The sequence below is a fragment of the Glutamicibacter sp. NPDC055354 genome (assembly GCF_053644955.1).
On record NZ_JBSHMB010000001.1, the window covers coordinates 1,240,012 to 1,255,874 of the forward strand.

Annotated in this window: 14 protein-coding genes; 6 read left to right on the plus strand and 8 right to left on the minus strand. The window is 57.7% G+C overall.

All coding sequences use genetic code 11. From position 1 onward, the window contains the following. Positions 1–120: 120 nt before the first annotated feature. The 8 genes from ACWICV_RS05715 to ACWICV_RS05750 form a co-directional block, all read right to left on the minus strand. Positions 121–1,701, minus strand: a complete 1,581-nt coding sequence (locus ACWICV_RS05715; RefSeq protein ID WP_400288481.1) for a glycoside hydrolase family 32 protein — start codon at positions 1,699–1,701, stop codon at positions 121–123. Positions 1,702–1,709: 8 nt separating this feature from the next. After that, on the minus strand, positions 1,710–2,657 hold the full coding sequence (locus ACWICV_RS05720; protein WP_105657619.1) for an ABC transporter ATP-binding protein: 948 nt from the start codon (positions 2,655–2,657) through the stop codon (positions 1,710–1,712). Next, entirely contained in the window at positions 2,654–3,571 is a 918-nt protein-coding gene (locus tag ACWICV_RS05725) for an ABC transporter ATP-binding protein (RefSeq protein WP_105657620.1), read from the minus strand. Before ACWICV_RS05725 ends, ACWICV_RS05720 begins: the two co-directional genes overlap by 4 nt. Beyond that, positions 3,568–4,542 (minus strand): ABC transporter permease, encoded by a 975-nt coding sequence (locus ACWICV_RS05730; protein WP_400288482.1) that lies wholly within the window; start codon positions 4,540–4,542, stop codon positions 3,568–3,570. Before ACWICV_RS05730 ends, ACWICV_RS05725 begins: the two co-directional genes overlap by 4 nt. A 5-nt stretch (positions 4,543–4,547) precedes the next feature. Then, positions 4,548–5,525, minus strand: a complete 978-nt coding sequence (locus ACWICV_RS05735; protein WP_105657622.1) for an ABC transporter permease — start codon at positions 5,523–5,525, stop codon at positions 4,548–4,550. Positions 5,526–5,598: 73 nt separating this feature from the next. Next, positions 5,599–7,275, minus strand: coding sequence for an ABC transporter substrate-binding protein (locus ACWICV_RS05740; protein WP_400288484.1), 1,677 nt, complete (start codon positions 7,273–7,275; stop codon positions 5,599–5,601). Positions 7,276–7,319: 44 nt separating this feature from the next. Next, a complete protein-coding gene (locus tag ACWICV_RS05745) occupies positions 7,320–8,345 on the minus strand; it encodes a LacI family DNA-binding transcriptional regulator (protein WP_105657624.1) in 1,026 nt (341 codons plus the stop codon). A gap of 370 nt (positions 8,346–8,715) precedes the next feature. After that, the gene (locus tag ACWICV_RS05750) at positions 8,716–9,744 is read right to left on the minus strand and encodes a LacI family DNA-binding transcriptional regulator (protein WP_400288486.1); all 1,029 of its coding nucleotides are present in this window, start codon (positions 9,742–9,744) and stop codon (positions 8,716–8,718) included. A gap of 122 nt (positions 9,745–9,866) precedes the next feature. Between ACWICV_RS05750 and ACWICV_RS05755 the strand changes: the two genes are divergently transcribed. The 6 genes from ACWICV_RS05755 (at position 9,867) to ACWICV_RS05780 (ending at position 15,637) form a co-directional block, all read left to right on the plus strand. Then, positions 9,867–11,339 carry a GH32 C-terminal domain-containing protein gene (locus ACWICV_RS05755; protein ID WP_400288487.1) on the plus strand — a complete coding sequence of 491 codons (1,473 nt, stop codon included), beginning with the start codon at positions 9,867–9,869 and terminating at the stop codon, positions 11,337–11,339. Then, the gene (locus ACWICV_RS05760; RefSeq protein WP_400288489.1) at positions 11,336–12,241 is read left to right on the plus strand and encodes a carbohydrate kinase family protein; all 906 of its coding nucleotides are present in this window, start codon (positions 11,336–11,338) and stop codon (positions 12,239–12,241) included. Before ACWICV_RS05755 ends, ACWICV_RS05760 begins: the two co-directional genes overlap by 4 nt. Before the next feature lie 39 nt (positions 12,242–12,280). Then, entirely contained in the window at positions 12,281–13,579 is a 1,299-nt protein-coding gene (locus ACWICV_RS05765; protein ID WP_133833644.1) for an MFS transporter, read from the plus strand. Positions 13,580–13,813: 234 nt separating this feature from the next. Beyond that, positions 13,814–14,809 (plus strand): metallophosphoesterase family protein, encoded by a 996-nt coding sequence (locus ACWICV_RS05770; protein ID WP_400288491.1) that lies wholly within the window; start codon positions 13,814–13,816, stop codon positions 14,807–14,809. Positions 14,810–15,009: 200 nt separating this feature from the next. After that, the gene (locus ACWICV_RS05775) at positions 15,010–15,414 is read left to right on the plus strand and encodes a hypothetical protein (RefSeq protein WP_400288492.1); all 405 of its coding nucleotides are present in this window, start codon (positions 15,010–15,012) and stop codon (positions 15,412–15,414) included. 28 nt (positions 15,415–15,442) lie between these two features. Beyond that, a complete protein-coding gene (locus ACWICV_RS05780) occupies positions 15,443–15,637 on the plus strand; it encodes a hypothetical protein (RefSeq protein ID WP_105657631.1) in 195 nt (64 codons plus the stop codon). The last annotated feature ends 226 nt before the right edge of the window (positions 15,638–15,863 follow it).

A 15,863-nucleotide genomic window follows, 5' to 3' on the forward strand; every position in this document is an offset into this window, starting at 1 on the left:
TGCTGCTCGGGACAGAACGCCGGCTACGTCGTGCACTTGGCAAGCACCGCAGGATGGCCCGCGACCCGATTTACCCCAAGCCACCCTCGGGCTTCCTGGATCCTGGCAGCAGCCAGCCTCCTATGCGAAGCCCAGCTCGCGCGCCGTGAGATTCTTGTATGACGCTTTCCCGCCGGAGACAAAGAGCTTGATCCCGGCATCAGTGGACAGCGGGAACACGCGATGAGAGTGGACGAGCCGCCCGTCGCCGAAGAACACCTCGACGCTAGAGCGATCCACCAGGATGCGCACGTCGAGTTTCCCGCTCGGTACCTCCAATGGGCTCTTGGATTCGCCCTTATCCCCCGGATGGAAGCCCGGCTTGCGATTCACATAGGCGAACCCGCCGGCCAAATAGAGCCCGGTTGCCACATGACGCGTTCCGGATACGGCCCGGCACAGCTCGAAACCGATGTTTTCCGGCGGATTGGCCGGGTCCCACCGCAATTCGCACTGCAGCACATAAGCACTGCTGGAGAACGGGAGAATCTTCTCCCCCGAAACCACAGGGCTGCCGAACTTGGTGGTTGCACGGGCTAGCCTGTCCAGTTGCGCCACCGGAACAGAAGCGAGGTAGTTGCCATTCGGTCCGGCAACCATCCGCACCTCGCGCACAATCATGTCGTCTCCGTTGTAGCCATCGGTGGCCATGCTCGGAGCATTATGCGGATAATCCCAGAAGTTGTTCCAGCCAATGGCGCGGCGCATTCCGGGATTTTCGCTGCCATCGGCGTGGTGGTCTGGATAGGTCACCGCGCCGTAGAAGTCGAAGCCCCAATCCAGCCATTGCGGCTCGGCCTGAGAAGCAGTGAAGGCCTTTCCGTCGAAGTCGCCAATCCAGTAGGCGTAGGTAGCGGGCAAATCGCGGGGCTTGCCGTTAGCGCTGGTTCCCAGCACCCAATGCCTGGAACCATCCGAAGCCTGGATCTGGAAGAGATCCGGGCATTCAAGAATGCCCAGCGTGGTGCGCACGAATTCGCTGGTTCTCGTCCACTGCTTCAGATCCGCCGAAGCATAGATTCCGATGCGGTCTCCCTCGGCATTGAGCAGGACCCACTGAGAGCTCTGCTCATGCCAGATCACCTTCGGGTCTCGGAAGGCATCGGTGCCCGGGTTGGCCAGAACCGGTTCGGTCCCTCCGGGCTTGAAGCTGCGCCCCTTGTCGGTGGAGTACCAGAGGTACTGGGCCTGCATGCCATTGGGTGCTTGGGTGACCAACGCAATCAATGCGCCCTTCCCGTATCCTGCGGTGTTTTGCTGGTCGATGACAATTGATCCGGACCAGCAGTCTCCGTTGGGGCTCTCATGCTTGCTGATAGCTACGCCGCGGTCAGTGAAATTCACGTGGTCAGTGGTACTCGCCATGCGCCAGCTGGTCCCATTGCCGCCGAGAATGTAGTCCTCGTTGTAGAGGTAGTAGTACAGGTATTCGCCATCAAGATACACCGGACGCTGCGGGTCGTTCTTCCAATTGTCGGGGACGCTGAAGTGGTAGCTGGGACGGTAGCTCATGGCCGGGGAAACGCCCTTCTTGGTCTTGGAGCTGCCTGCGGGAGCGGCATGGGCTGCATCTGGGCCAACCCCGGCCAGCCCCAAAGCGGTGGCTGCAGCCAGGGTTTTGACAACATTTCTCCGGGAGGCGCTGCCGTAGGCGGCATTCATATCCAGATTCAATTCATTTCGCTTTCGCCGGCCAGCACCCAGTGCTGGCGTGATTCATCGATCATGTGCTTTTTCAGGGTGGTGCTGGCCGACCAGCGGTGGATCTGTTCACGCAGGGCCGCGCGCTTCGACGCATCCTGGCTGCTGTCGCGGTCCGGGTCGGGTACCGCGCCCACCAGCAGCCGGGTGTATGGATGCCGGGGATTGTCCAGCAGCTGCACGGACTCGCCCGACTCGACTATTCGCCCCTCGTTAAGTACCGCGATCCGGTCCGAGAGATAGCGGGCGGATGCCAAGTCGTGGGTGACATAGAGGATGCAGATCCCATGCTCATCGCGCAGCTTGTGCAGCAGATTCAGCACGCCGATCCGCACCGAGACATCCAGCATGGAGGTAGGCTCATCGGCCAGGATGACTTTCGGCTTGGCGGCCAGCACGCGGGCGATTGCAATGCGCTGGCGCTGTCCGCCGGAGAGCTCGTGCGGGAATGAGGACAACACATCCGGGCTCAGCCCGACGGTGGACACCAGCTTGGCCATTTCTGCGCGCTTGGACTTGATGCTTGGCTGGTGCAGCGCCAAGGCGCGTTCCAGGATGTGCTCCACTCGGAAGGCCGGGTTCAACGAACCGAAAGGGTCTTGGAACACCATTTGCACTTCGCTGCGGTAGTTCCGGGCCGCTGATCCCTTGAGCCCGGATATGTCCTTTCCATTGACCAGCATTTCCCCGGAATCCGGTGCCTCAAGCAATGCCAAGCAGCGGGCCAACGTCGATTTACCGGAACCTGATTCGCCCACCAGCGCCACGATTTCACCGCGGTGCAGATCCAGGTCGATACCCCTCAGGGCCGGAACCTTCGTGCGACGGAACAGTGCGGTGCTGGTGAAAGATTTGCTCAGCGAACGGATACGCACCACTGGCACCATAGAGGCGTGCTTGGCAGCTGTCGAGGTCATGGCAGTTCTCCTTGAGTGAGGACCGGGGCTTGGGTCGGGGCGACCCAATGGCCTTCGCCTACCTGCCTAAGGTCCTTGATGTTGGTGAATCTGGTGCCTTCGGCCAAGCCGGTGAGCTTGACTTTCGGTCCGTGCAGGGGCGGGAACGCCCCGAGCAGCGCCTGCGTATAGGGGTGCTTCGAACCATGGCGCAACGACGGCGCCGGTGCCAGCTCCACGATGCGCCCTCCGTACATGATGCCAATGCGATCGGAGAGCTCAAGCATCAGCGACATGTCATGGGTGATGAACAGGATGGCGAATCCGAGTTCGCTTTGCAGTTCCCTGATCTGCTCCAGGATTTCTTGCTGAACCACTACGTCCAGCGCCGTGGTGGGCTCATCCAGGATCAGCAACCGCGGGTTCAGCGCACAGGCCATGGCAATGACAATGCGCTGGCGCTGTCCGCCTGAAAGCTGGTGCGGATAGGCCCGCAATCGCGCCGGATCGATGCGCACCATGGTGAGCAGCTCTTCGGCGCGCTGCACCGCGGCAGCACGGGTGCCGCCACGGTGCGTGCGGATCACGTCGACAAACTGCTCGCCAATTCGGGTGACCGGGTTCAATGAGTTCATCGCCGACTGGAATACCATGGCGACGTTGTTCCAGCGCCAGGCGCGCAGTTCCGCTTCGTCCATGCCCAGCACATCTTGGCCTTCAAAGAGGATCTTGCCGTGGGTGATCCGCGCAGGATCTTTCAGCAAGCGCATGATCGAGTTGGCAATGGTGGACTTGCCGCAGCCGGACTCCCCCGCCAAACCGAAGATTTCACCGGAGTGGATGGCGAAGCTGACCCGGTCAGCGCCGCGCACAGCTCTCTCGTCGCTGACGTACTCGACGGTCAGGTCCTGGACTTCCAATACCGGGACGCTCATTTTTCTTCCTTTCGCACCACGGTAGTCGCCGCGGTGCTTTTCGTTGCATGCTTCGGGCGGCGCAGGCGCGGATTGGTGATTTCATCCACCGCGTAGTTGCACAGGGCCAAGGCGAAGGCGACCAAGGCGATGGCCAGGCCCGATGGCACGAAAATCCACCATTGGCCCAGCATCAGCGATCCGTCGCTGGTCGCCCAGAACAGGTTGGTACCCCAGGAGATGGTGTTCACGTCGCCCAAGCCCAGGAATTCAAGCCCAGCCTGTGCGCCGATGGAGCCGATGATGCAGCCAAGCAGCGTGGTCATGACGACCGAGGCCATATTGGGGAGCATTTCGCGGACCATGATGCGCAGCGGGCGCTCGCCCGATACCAAAGCCGCGGCAACATAGTCTTTTCCGCGGATGGACATGGCCTGGGAACGCATGACGCGTGCACTGCCTGCCCATCCGGTAATCATCAGCACCACGATCACCGTGCCAAGACCAGGCGGCATGAATGCCGCCAGGATCACCAGCAACGGCAGGCCGGGCACCAGCAGGAAGACGTTGGTAACCAGGGAGAGCACCTCGTCCAGGCCGCGGCCGAAGTAGGCCCCGCTCAACCCGACCAGCACGCCGACAATGGTGGAGAGGATGCCGGCGGCGAAGCCGACGAAGAGCGACGAGCGGGCACCCCACAGGGTCAGCCCCAAAACGTCTTGGCCCTTGCTGGTGGTACCCAGCCAATGCTCCAAGCTTGGTGCGCTGGCACCGGCCGAGGTAATCCGCGACGGATCCCCGGGGAAGAGCGCCGGGGCAAGCAAGGCCAGGATGATAAAGGCAAGCAGGATGCTGAGCCCAGCCACGGCCTTGCCGTTGCGGAGCAAAGTCCGCAGCAACCGGGTAGCACTGACTCTGGCACGCGCGGATCCGCTTTCCTCCGCTGGTTGCGAGGCAGCCAGAGTCTGTGGATCTGTAGCATTCTGGGTCATGGCGATCAGCCTTTCCGCACGCGAGGGTCGAGTCGGACGTAGACAAGGTCTACGAGGAAGTTGGCTATCAGCACCGCGGCAGTAATGGTCAGGAACATGCCCTGCATCAGCGGGTAGTCAAGGCCTTGGACAGCGCCGAGCAGCTGGTAGCCGACGCCTGGGTAGGCGAATACCACTTCGGTCAGCAGTGCGCCGCCGACGATGAAGCCGATGCTCATGCCCATGCTGGTGACCGATGGCAGCATCGCGTTGCGTGCCGCGTAGTTCAGCATGATGCGGTGCGGTCGCAGCCCCTTGGCCTCGGCCATCAAAATGTAGTCTTCGGAGTTGGTGGCAATCATGGTGTTGCGCATGCCCAGCATCCAGCCGCCCAGGGAAACCAGCACGATGGTCAGCGCGGGCAGGACCAGGTGCGCTGCAACGTCCAGGATGAATTCGAGATTGAATCCGGGAACCAGGCCTACGGAGAAGGCATGGCGCATCGGGGCGACGCCCATGTTGATGCCGAAGATGTACAAGGCCCCCATGGCTAGCCAGAAATACGGGAAAGAACCGATGAACACCAGCAGCGGTGGAGCAACCGAGTCCAAGAAGCCGCCACGGCGCCAGGCGGCAAGGATGCCCAGGAGGTTTCCGAGGATCACGGCGAAAATCAATGAAGTCAGTCCCAGCAGCAAGGTCCACGGCAGCTGCGAGGCGATGACCTCGGAGACTGGAGTGGGGAAACGGGAAATCGACATCCCAAAGTCGCCGGTCAAGACACGGCTAAGATAGCCAAAGTATTCGGGGATGATGGGGCCGCCGTCCACTCCCATCAGGGTTCGAAGTGCTTCGACTTGTTGTGGCTCAAGCCGTTGCTGCGAGCGGGACAGCATGCGGGTGACGGGATCGCCTGGCATCAGCCGCGGTAGAAGGAAATTCAGGGTGATTGACGCCCAGAAGGCTAGGAGATAAAAGCCCAAGCGCCGTAGGAGGAAACTCATGTTGTGTGTCCTTGGCTAAGGATCGCAACGCAGCGGGCGGACGGTATCCGCCCGCTGCGAAGGGAAAATGTTGCTAGTTCGCTGGTTCCAGGCTGGTGAGCACCAGAACGGTGGTCGGGGCCCGGTTGCTCAACGTGGCATACGGGTTATCTTCGGTTGGCCAACCCACGAAGTTCTCAGTGGTGTAGGCACCCCATTCCGGTCCGGCGAATAGCGGTACTACCGGTGCCAGTTCGCTGTAGCGAGCCTGCAGGTCGTTAACGATCTGCTTCTGTTCTCCCTCATCGCCGGCAGCCACGAACTTGTTCAACAGCTCATCTGCTTTTTTATCGCTGAACCGGTGGTAGTTGTCAAAGGTCTGCTTGCCCACGGGCTTGACGTTCTGGCTGCCCATGAGGTTGAGGTAGTACTGGTAAGGAGTCGGAGCGTTAGCGGTCCAAACGATTCCGGTGTCGAATTCACCGGTTTCGTAGCTTGCGGTCACCGCGGCCCAATCCGGCGAATCAACAGTCGCCTTGATGCCCACGTCCTGGAGGTTTTGGGCGATGATATTCGCTACCGAAAGCCAATCCGAGGAGGTTGAACCCACGGAGATATCGAAGGTGAATGGCTTGCCAGCGGCGGTGGTGCGCTGCCCCTGTGCATTCTCCTTGAAGCCTGCTTCATCAAGAAGCTTCTTTGCGCCTTCCACATCCCGCGTGGTCCAGTCGCACTGTTCGACGACCGCAGCGTCGCGCCACTTGTCATAGTTGCCGGACAGTCCGGTGCAGTCCGCTGGTTTGGCGTAGTCGGACATGCCGACCTTGACAACCTGTTCGCGGTCTACGGCCATGCTCAACGCCTTGCGTACGCGAACATCCGAGAATTCTTTCTTGGTAGTGTTCAGCTGCCAGTTGATTTCGGCGCCAGTGGTCGGGAACCAGAAATGACGGTGCTCCGGATCCTTGTCCACGTAGGTCGATTGGATATCCGGCATGTAGGTTTGCGTCCAGTCAACATCGCCGGAGATGGCGGCGAGGTTGGCTCCGTCGTTGCCGGCGAAAGCGAGCATGCGGATGCCGCCGATATTCTGCTTCTCGGGTTGCCAATAGTATGGGTTCTTGCCCAATTCGAAGGACTGCGCCTGGAAATTGGCTACTTCGGTGTATGGTCCGGTGCCTACCGGTTTCGGGTTCTCTTCATTTCCGGGCTTGTCGAACTTGGACCAGATGTGGGCCGGGACAATCACCTGCTGGCCCAGTTCGTAGAGGGCCGGGGTGAATGCCTGCTTGAAGTGGAACTCGATGGTCGAGTCATCGAGAGTCTTGATGGACTTCAGGTAGTCATAGCCGCCGAGCAGTTCCTTTTGCAGTTCAACTGAGAGCTTGACGTCCTTGGACGTCAGCGGGGTGCCATCGGAGAATTTAACGCCCGGACGCAGATTGAAGGCCAGCGACTTTCCGTCTTTGCCTGCACTCCACTCCGTGGCCAGCCAAGGCACGGTGTCGCCGCCTGCCGGGTTGTAGACCAGCATGGATTCGTAAATGGACTGCCCGGTCATTGGCGCAGCATTGGGCGAGAAGGGGTTGAAGTTTTTTGAGAAGGTTCCCATGTCCTCGCGCGGAATGGTCAGGAACGCGGCGTTGGCTGATCCGTCGCCCCCATCAGTTCCGCCTGGATTCGATGAGACGCATCCGCTCAAGGCGAGGGTGCCGGCCACAGCGGTCGCGGCCACGGCAAGGTGCGCGCGACGTAAGTATTTGATTATCATTGAAGTTCCTCATCCATTCATGTGATGTGTAGCGGAGGGGAAGTTCATCTGCGGCCGTGCATGGCCACAGACGAACGAATGCGTGGGGGGCAGCCGATGGTAATTTGGCGATTCTCGATCGGCGAGCCCTCTACCATTTGATTCAATAGGGACACCCCCGCCATGCCCAGTTCTTCGAAGGGCAAGGCAATGGTTGTCAGCTTTGGCCGCATATGCGGTGCCAGAATTTCCTGATCATCGAATCCGACGATTGAAATGTCTTTTCCCACCTGCAATCCGCGTTCCTTGATTGCGTCATAGGCGCCCATGGCGATCCGGTCATTTCCGCAAAAAATTGCGGTAGGCGGATCCAGTTGGCTTAGCAGCGTTTGCGTACCGTGGTACCCGCTGTCGGCAGTTCCATCACCAGGCACGATCCGGGAATCATCGAATTCAATTCCGTGATCGCGCAGGGCCTGCTTCATACCGGCTTGGCGTCCGATTTGCGCAGGAATTCCTGTTTTGAGAGTGATGTGCCCGATGCTGGTGTGCCCGGCCTTGGCCAGGATTTCAGCGGCAGCGTATCCGCCGCCGAATTCATCCGGAACAATTGATGGCAATTGGCCTCCGGCATCGAAGCAGTTGACCAGTACGCAGGGAACTGATTTTGCATTTTCCGGCACCGTGATTTGGCGGTGCCAGGAAGTCGCGATGATCAATCCGCCAACCTGCTGTTCAAGCAGCTTCTCAACGGCGAGGTTATCCATGCCTGGATCATCGTCGCTGGGTGCGATAAGGAGGAAGTTGCCGTCTTTCCAAGCTGCCTGCTGCGCTCCCTTGATCACGTCAGTGGCAAAGGGCGAGGTGGCAATTTCGGTCACCAGCCCGAACCAGGAGCTGCGTTTGCTGGCCAAGGTTCGTGCGGCTGCGTTGGGGCGGTAGCCCAGTTCGCGCGCCGTTTGGTTGATTCGTTCTCTTGTGGTTTCGGGGATGCTTGATTCCATCCGGCCGTTGAGTACGAATGAGACGGTTGTTCGGCTCACCCCGGCTGCTTTGGCAACGTCGGCCATGGTCACTGACTGCTGAGACATGCCCCTCCTCCCCTTCGAGATCAGTGCGTTTCGCGTCGTGCCAACGGTTTGCTAACACGATTCAGTAACGCGCGTTACTACGCTGTGAAATAAGGTAACCTACATCACTTACGGCTGTCAAGGAAGAAGTTTTGCGGCAGTGAAAATCATTGACAGGATCGATTCCTGACCGTCAAGGCCATGGATCCAAGACATGGGAATCCCTTGCTTCATTCAGCTGAGTAGGGCAAATGGGGCACGATGCCACAGGGCAGAGGCGTAATCAGCACCCCGAAGCATGGCAGCCATTCCCCGAAATGGCACTGGTGGACACAAAGGAAATCGTGGAAATCAGGTTCGCGGAACCGGCCGGCTCGGTTGTGCCCACGAGTCAGCGGGATTTCATGGACTCGCGCTCAATGAGCGGCATGTCGATCTGATGCTCCCCGGGCTCCAGCTTTCCATCGAGCAGAAGCTCAACGGCCAGAGCACCCATCCCCTCATATGGAAGTCGAATAGAGGTCAATTGCGGGCGAAGGTAGCTGGCAATGATCTCGTCATCGAAAGACAGCACGGACAGGTCCGTTCCTGGCTTCAGGCCATTTTCGGCGAGCGCTTGGAAGACACCCATGGCCACGCGGTCATTGGCGCAAATGATGGCGTCAGGGTTGTACCCGTCGGCTAGCATCCGGATTGTTGCTTCATATCCGTCGGTGGGGTTCCAGTCGTCGAGCACCCAGTGGCCCAGTACTTCGAGGTTTGATTCCGCTAAGGCTCTGCGCAGGGAGCCGAAGCGGCGAGAGATACTTGGATAGGTTCGCGGATCCTTTTCGGCGTTTTCAAGTTCACCGATGACCGCAACACCCTTCGCCCCGGATTCGATAACCCTCTGCACGGCTTTAGCCCCCGAATCCATCTCATTGGGAAGCACTGCGACGCAAGGGCTGTCGTCAATGCCGTTGACCAGCACGGTGGGCAATCCAGTTTTCGGGATCTTCAAATCACGTTGGCGAGAATCCATGAACCCAAGAATCAGCCCGTCAACGTCCCGGTGGGTCATCTGCGTTATTGCTTCAGCCATTTGCTCTGGCTTGCCGAAGGTCTCAGCAATGAGCACCGTATGGTCTCGCTCTTCCGCTGCGCGCAGGATGCCGGTGATCATTTCGGAAGCAAAACGAGTCACGGTAACTTGATCAGAGATGAACCCCAGGGTGCGCGTCTTCCCGCTTCGCAAGGATTGGGCTGCCGCATTTGGCCGGTAACCCAGTTTCTTGGCGGCCGCGCGCACTCGTTCCGTGGCTTCGGCGGACAGTCGCGTGCCCGGCTTATTGTTCAGGATCATGCTGACGGCAGCCTTGGACATCCCCGAAGCTTCTGAAACGTCAGCAATTGTTATCCGCTTGGCTTTAGGCGATTCCACATTTCCCTCTTGAGACAGTTCGAATGCAATTATTCGACCCTAGCCTATTGCAGTGATTCGGCCACGCTGTTAGAGTCTTGTGCTAAATCCATTTAGCCAACTCATATCGAAGGATGGCAGCGTTGCCCGAAACTCAACAGGTCGCGGTGAAGCGACCACAGCTACATTTCACTGCGAAGAAAAACTGGATCAATGACCCCAATGGATTGTTCTTTGACGGAAAGCAATACCACCTGTACTTCCAGCACAATCCTCACGGCGTAGGCCACGGATTCATGTCTTGGGGCCACGCGGTCAGCACCGATCTGGTGAACTGGGAAGAACTTCCTATCGCGATTCTGCACGGCGACATGGCTGATATCTTCTCCGGCTCCATCGTGGTGGACCACCAAAATACCAGCGGCTTCGGCGACGGCACGGTTGCGCCGGTCGTTGCCATCTACACCGCGGCAGCCAAGGATGAGACCAACCAGTCCCAAGCCATCGCCTACTCGCTGGATGGTGGAATCACTTTCACCAAATACGGGCAGAATCCAGTTCTGGATCGAGGGTCCAAGGACTTCCGCGACCCAAAGGTCATCCGATACGAATCCGAGCAGGGTTCCTTCTGGGTCATGGTTGCTGTTGAAGCCATTGATCGCCGAGTGATGATCTACCGTTCTGAGAACCTCAAGGACTGGACCGAGCTCTCCAGCTTCGGACCCCAGGCTGCTGTTGCCGGAATCTGGGAATGCCCAGATCTATTCCAGCTACCAGTTGCCGGCACAGACCAGCTGAAGTGGGTTCTAATTGTTTCGCTGAACCCAGGCGGCGTGGCCGGCGGCTCAGGTACCCAGTACTTCATTGGTGAATTCAACGGCACCACCTTCACTCCTGATGAGACTCAGGAAACTTGGGATAGCTTCGGATACGAATCCTTGAAGCAGGGCGACTGGCTGGACTGGGGACGCGACTTCTATGCAGGTGTCAGCTTCCACGGCTTGCCACTAGACGAGCAAACTCTCATTGCCTGGATGAGCAACTGGGACTACGCCCGCGAGCTCCCCCACGACGGATGGCGCGGATCCATGAGCGCCGCACGCCGGCTGGATTTGGTGAAAGACTCCAACGGCAAGTTTGACATTCGCCAGCGCATTCTCGGATTGCCAAAAGCCGACGTTGCATCAAGCAAGGCCAACGCTGGCGAAAATCGTATTGAGCTGGGCTCCCCCGCTCTGGTTGAACTGACGTTTGCTACCAGCCCAACCGAACCAGCAGTCCTTTCCTTATTCCGCGCCGATGACACTCTTATCAGCGAACTCACCGTTGAATCCGAATTGATTCAGCACCGCCGCGAAGCAGGCAAGGTAGACCACGAGCTCTACGCCTCCAACCAGCGCATGCCTCTGCCCGCTGGTTCGGATGAACTAGATGTGAAAGTTCTCGTGGATCACGGATCTATCGAAATCCTAGCTGCTGGTGGTCGACGTTCCCTTACGGATCAGCTCACCGGTGAGGCAGCGCTGGCCTACGCGACCTTGCGCGTCGCAACTGGTGCGAATGCGTCTTTCAAAGTTCAAGAACTCTCTGATAACGCACTGGAGCCCAAGGCATGAGCCGCATTAGCGTAATGGGCGAATCCCTCGTCGACGTTGTTGAAGAAACTGCGCATCCTGGCGGATCACCGCTGAATGTCGCCGTCGGGCTTGCCCGGCTGGGACATGATGTTCAGTTCTATACGGAATTCGGTCAGGATTCCTACGGCATTCAAATTGCGGAGCACCTGGATCAGGCGGGAGTGCATGTTGCCGCCGGCTCAGTAACTGGGCATCCCACGTCCGTAGCCCAGGTAGTGATGGATGAGCACTTCAATGCTCGTTACAACTTCGACATCCACCAGCAGATTCCTGCTGTCCCCGCTGATGATTCCAGCGAATTGCTGCACACCGGTTCCATCGCTGCTTGGATTGAACCCTCGGGTCAAATTATTGTCGATGCTTTCAAGAATGCATCAGACGATTCACTTCGAAGCTATGACCCTAACCTCCGTCCGGATCTTATCGAGGACAGGGACTCGGCTTTGCAACGCATTGAGCTGCTGATGGGCCTGAGCCACATCGTGAAGCTCAGCGACGTTGATGGTCAGTGGCTATACCCAGGCCTAGAGCCATGGGAGGTTCTGAAGCACGTAGCCAGCCTCGGCCCAGCCTTGGCAGTGATGACTCAGGGCGGCGATGGTTGCGTGGCGCTTTCCTCGGGACGGCAATTTGATGTCGCTGCCTCTCCCACCAATCTTGTGGACACCATAGGTGCCGGGGACGCCTTCATGTCCGGGCTGCTCTTTGGAGTGCTGGCTAATCCAGAATTCGCTCAAGCTCTTCGTCACGGCGCAACGGCTAAGTCTCAAGATGTTGAAGAGACACTTCGTCAGGCCTTAACCTCAGCTGCACTGACAGTGGCACAAGCCGGAGCCAATCCCCCGTGGATTAAAGACTTCTCCCTCGCAATCGCTCAGTAACTACGCTTCGCAGCGTTCACGAAAGAATCCAGGACAAAGATGGCTGGCATTACGACTACTTACAAGAATCCTATTTACCTCCAGAGTTCCTTCTCGATGCTCCTGTTCTTCGCATCGTGGGGCATTTGGTGGTCCTTCTTCCAGATCTGGCTCACCAGCGAATCAGCAGGTCTAGGGCTCACCGGGGCACAGGTCGGCACGCTCTACTCGGTAAACTCGCTGGCAACGCTGATCCTGATGTTTGCCTACGGGGCCATTCAGGATCGGCTTGGCGACAGAAAGCATCTGGCCACCATTCTTGCCTCGGTGACCGCCCTGATCGGGCCATTCTGCACGTGGGTCTACCAGCCACTATTGCAGTCCCAGTTCATGGCCGGCGTGCTCATTGGCGCCATTGTCTTGTCAACTGGTTTCCTAGCCGGAGTTGGGCTATTTGAAGCCTTGACCGAACGCTACAGTCGCCGTTTCAACTTTGAATACGGGCAGGCCCGCATGTGGGGGTCCTTTGGCTACGCTCTGGTCGCATTGGCGGCCGGCTTCCTGTTCACTATCAACCCCATGCTGAACTTCTGGATCGGGTCCGTTCTGGGCCTGGCCCATCTCCTGCTGCTGGTGCTGGGCCGTACCAATAGACAGCCAGTGATCGCCGCCGGTTCCGGCAGGAAAATTCTTTCCCCCGCAACTACACCGACAATTCGTGAAATGTTCAGGCTATTCCGTCTGCCGAGTCTCTGGCTGATCATCTTGTTCGTCATGCTCTCTTGGACGTTCTACACCGTCTTCGACCAGCAGATGTTCCCCGAGTTCTACACCGGCCTATTTGAATCACCCGAGACCGGACAGCGGGTATACGGAATCTTGAACTCAGTTCAGGTGTTCGTTGAAGCAGCCATGCTTGGCATCATCCCCCTGGTCATGCGCCGGATAGGCATTCGTTCAGCATTGCTACTGGGAGTGGCCATCATGTTTGTCCGCATCATCGGCTGCGCCCTGGTTGACGATCCGGTGCTGGTCTCGGCAATCAAGATGTTGCATGCCATTGAGACACCGCTATTCATCTTGCCGATCTTCCGTTACTTCACGCTGCACTTCAATCCGGCACTGTCGGCAACCCTATACATGGTTGGGTTCCAAGTATCGGCACAGATTGGCAACGTCATTCTGTCCACTCCCCTCGGTGCGCTCCATGACCGTATGGGCTACCAGCAGACCTTCATCGTGATTTCTCTAGTTGTGCTATTAGCTGGGATCTACGGATTCTTCGCTCTCAAAAAAGATGATCAGCAGGTAGATGGTGACCCGTTCATGCGTCATTCAAAAGCTGCCATGAACTCATAGCTGACTATTAGGCGAAGCGGGGTGGGATGTTGTCGAATTCGACGACATCCCACCCCGCTCTCGTTTGAGTAAGGAATGTCAAAAATGCGCAACTTCTGCATTGGGTTTATTTATGTTGCACACCTATTGTCGATGACTTAATTTCTTCATTTCGTCACTCTGGCTTCCTACGATCTAAACATTGTCGCCACGATAATTACACGGCGAATCACAGAATCATTTTGAAAGGTCTCCATGAAAACATCGTCTTCTGTTCCACGTCGCGGGATATTGGTTGCCGGCACCGCAGCCGCTATCACTGGACTCTTCGCCGCCAACAGCGCAACTGCATCCCCAGCACCGGCTGAGAATCCGGGAACGGGTCCCAGGCCAAAACTGAAATTCGCGGCAGATGGCAAGTTCAAGATCGTTCAGTTCAATGACACCCAGGATGGACCGCGCACCGATCGTCGCACCATTGAGCTGATGGAGAAGGTTCTGGATGCCGAGAAGCCCGGCTTCGCCCTGATCAACGGCGATGTAATCAATGGCTCCTCTCAAACAGTTACCGAAGGCAAGCAGGCTATCAACAACGTCGTGCAGCCGATGGAGTCCCGCGGTATCCCTTGGGCACTTACCTTCGGCAATCACGATGAAGATTCAATGCCCAATGGCACAGGCATGGACGAGGCAAAGATCCTGAACTTCATCCGAGGCTATGAGTTCAATGCCAACTCGAAGAATGACAAGATTGTTGGCGAATCGAATTCCCAGTTGCTGCTCGCTTCCTCGAAGAGCGCCAAACCTGTCTTTGGCATCTGGCTGCTTGATTCGAACCGCTACGCTCCAAAGACTGTTGGCGGCCAGGACTTCGAGGGCCTCATGTCCTACGACTGGATCCGTCCCGAGCAGATCGCTTGGTATCGCGAAGCTTCCATAGCCACCGAAAACCGCTACGGCAAGGTTCAGTCGCTAATGTTCTTCCACATACCACTGTGGGAGCACAACCACATCAACACCTACATGGGTGACTACTACGGCATCGAGCTCGGCTACGGTCCAGGTACCGGTTTCGGCACCTACGGCCTCGGTGGGACCGAGAACCATCACCTACGCGGCGCCCGGGTCTTCGAACTCGACGAGAACAAGAACAGCGTTTACGCCGGAACCCGCACCGTGTTCTCCAAGGATCTGGGTATCGACATGGGTACTCAGGGACAACCGATCGAAGGGCCACTGCCGCTTCCATAGCCAAGACAAGTTCTGAGCAAGACGAAACCGACCGACGAATGAGCGATTTCGTCTTGCCCAGACTTTTTTACCGCAGCGAAACTGGTAACGGCAAATTATCGAACAGCTGGAAACCATGGCCGGCGTATTTGTAAAGCGTTCCAGACCTTCTACGAAGACGCCTCCATCCACGAGGAATCCAACTCGGCATCATCTTCGACATGATCATGAAACCGGACTCGATGGGGAGCTACAGCGACAAGGACGTGGACCAGGTCGCCACGAAGTGGGTAGCCCAACACAACCACAAGGGCTCGGACTCACACCTGCAACCTCCCATCGACGTATTCCACGACCGCCGCAGGAATGCCACGCAGGATAACAACACTCTGGAACCGGAACAACCAGTCGAATTCCGCAAAACCGCGGGCGCCTTCAACAAGTCCTACGACTTCTTCTCGCAGGTCATCGACTACGGCAGCACCCGAATCGAGAAATTCGCGATCTACCTGAAGCTACTGGCCAAGGCACTGCAGACCACAGCCACCGGCAACAGCTTGGACCTTTCCGATGCGGCGCTCACCCACTATGCCCTGAGGTGCAAGAAGCACAGGACCTGGAGCTAGTGGGTGGGCAAGGCAAGGGAATCGAGAGGTGACTGCAGCCGATTCGGGCGTTGTGCGGGAGACGACCCTACGCACTTTCGACGGACAGATTAAGCAGATCAACGAGCTATTCGAAGACACCGGAATCAGCGACGACGACCAAATCAATGCCGTCGAATCGATCATGCGCACGCCGAACCACACGAGCAGTTACAACGTGAAGCGATTGCAAATGGACCGATAGATTTCAGTTCATCGCCAAGTCTTCCCGAGACTATTGACAAGATCACCTACACCTCGGGAGAAGGACGCAAAAGGCAATCAATGCCTAGCTAGAGGTGGATGCCCCGGACGAGATAGTTCATTTTCTTCTTGCGACTGGTTTGCAAGATCGGGCTAGGAAGCCTTCGCAACGTGATGCTATGACGAATCATTACCCTGAGACACATAGACGTACATAGGTGCAAGAG

Excerpts from the sequence above, each read along its gene's own strand:
- ACWICV_RS05715 (WP_400288481.1), bottom strand. The coding sequence starts at position 1,701 with ATGAATGCCGCCTACGGCAGCGCCTCCCGGAGAAATGTTGTCAAAACC.
- ACWICV_RS05760 (WP_400288489.1), top strand. The coding sequence starts at position 11,336 with ATGAGCCGCATTAGCGTAATGGGCGAATCCCTCGTCGACGTTGTTGAA.
- ACWICV_RS05775 (WP_400288492.1), top strand. The coding sequence starts at position 15,010 with ATGATCATGAAACCGGACTCGATGGGGAGCTACAGCGACAAGGACGTG.
- ACWICV_RS05765 (WP_133833644.1), top strand. The coding sequence starts at position 12,281 with ATGGCTGGCATTACGACTACTTACAAGAATCCTATTTACCTCCAGAGT.
- ACWICV_RS05740 (WP_400288484.1), bottom strand. The coding sequence starts at position 7,275 with ATGATAATCAAATACTTACGTCGCGCGCACCTTGCCGTGGCCGCGACC.
- ACWICV_RS05730 (WP_400288482.1), bottom strand. The coding sequence starts at position 4,542 with ATGACCCAGAATGCTACAGATCCACAGACTCTGGCTGCCTCGCAACCA.
- ACWICV_RS05735 (WP_105657622.1), bottom strand. The coding sequence starts at position 5,525 with ATGAGTTTCCTCCTACGGCGCTTGGGCTTTTATCTCCTAGCCTTCTGG.
- ACWICV_RS05725 (WP_105657620.1), bottom strand. The coding sequence starts at position 3,571 with ATGAGCGTCCCGGTATTGGAAGTCCAGGACCTGACCGTCGAGTACGTC.
- ACWICV_RS05720 (WP_105657619.1), bottom strand. The coding sequence starts at position 2,657 with ATGACCTCGACAGCTGCCAAGCACGCCTCTATGGTGCCAGTGGTGCGT.
- ACWICV_RS05745 (WP_105657624.1), bottom strand. The coding sequence starts at position 8,345 with ATGTCTCAGCAGTCAGTGACCATGGCCGACGTTGCCAAAGCAGCCGGG.
- ACWICV_RS05770 (WP_400288491.1), top strand. The coding sequence starts at position 13,814 with ATGAAAACATCGTCTTCTGTTCCACGTCGCGGGATATTGGTTGCCGGC.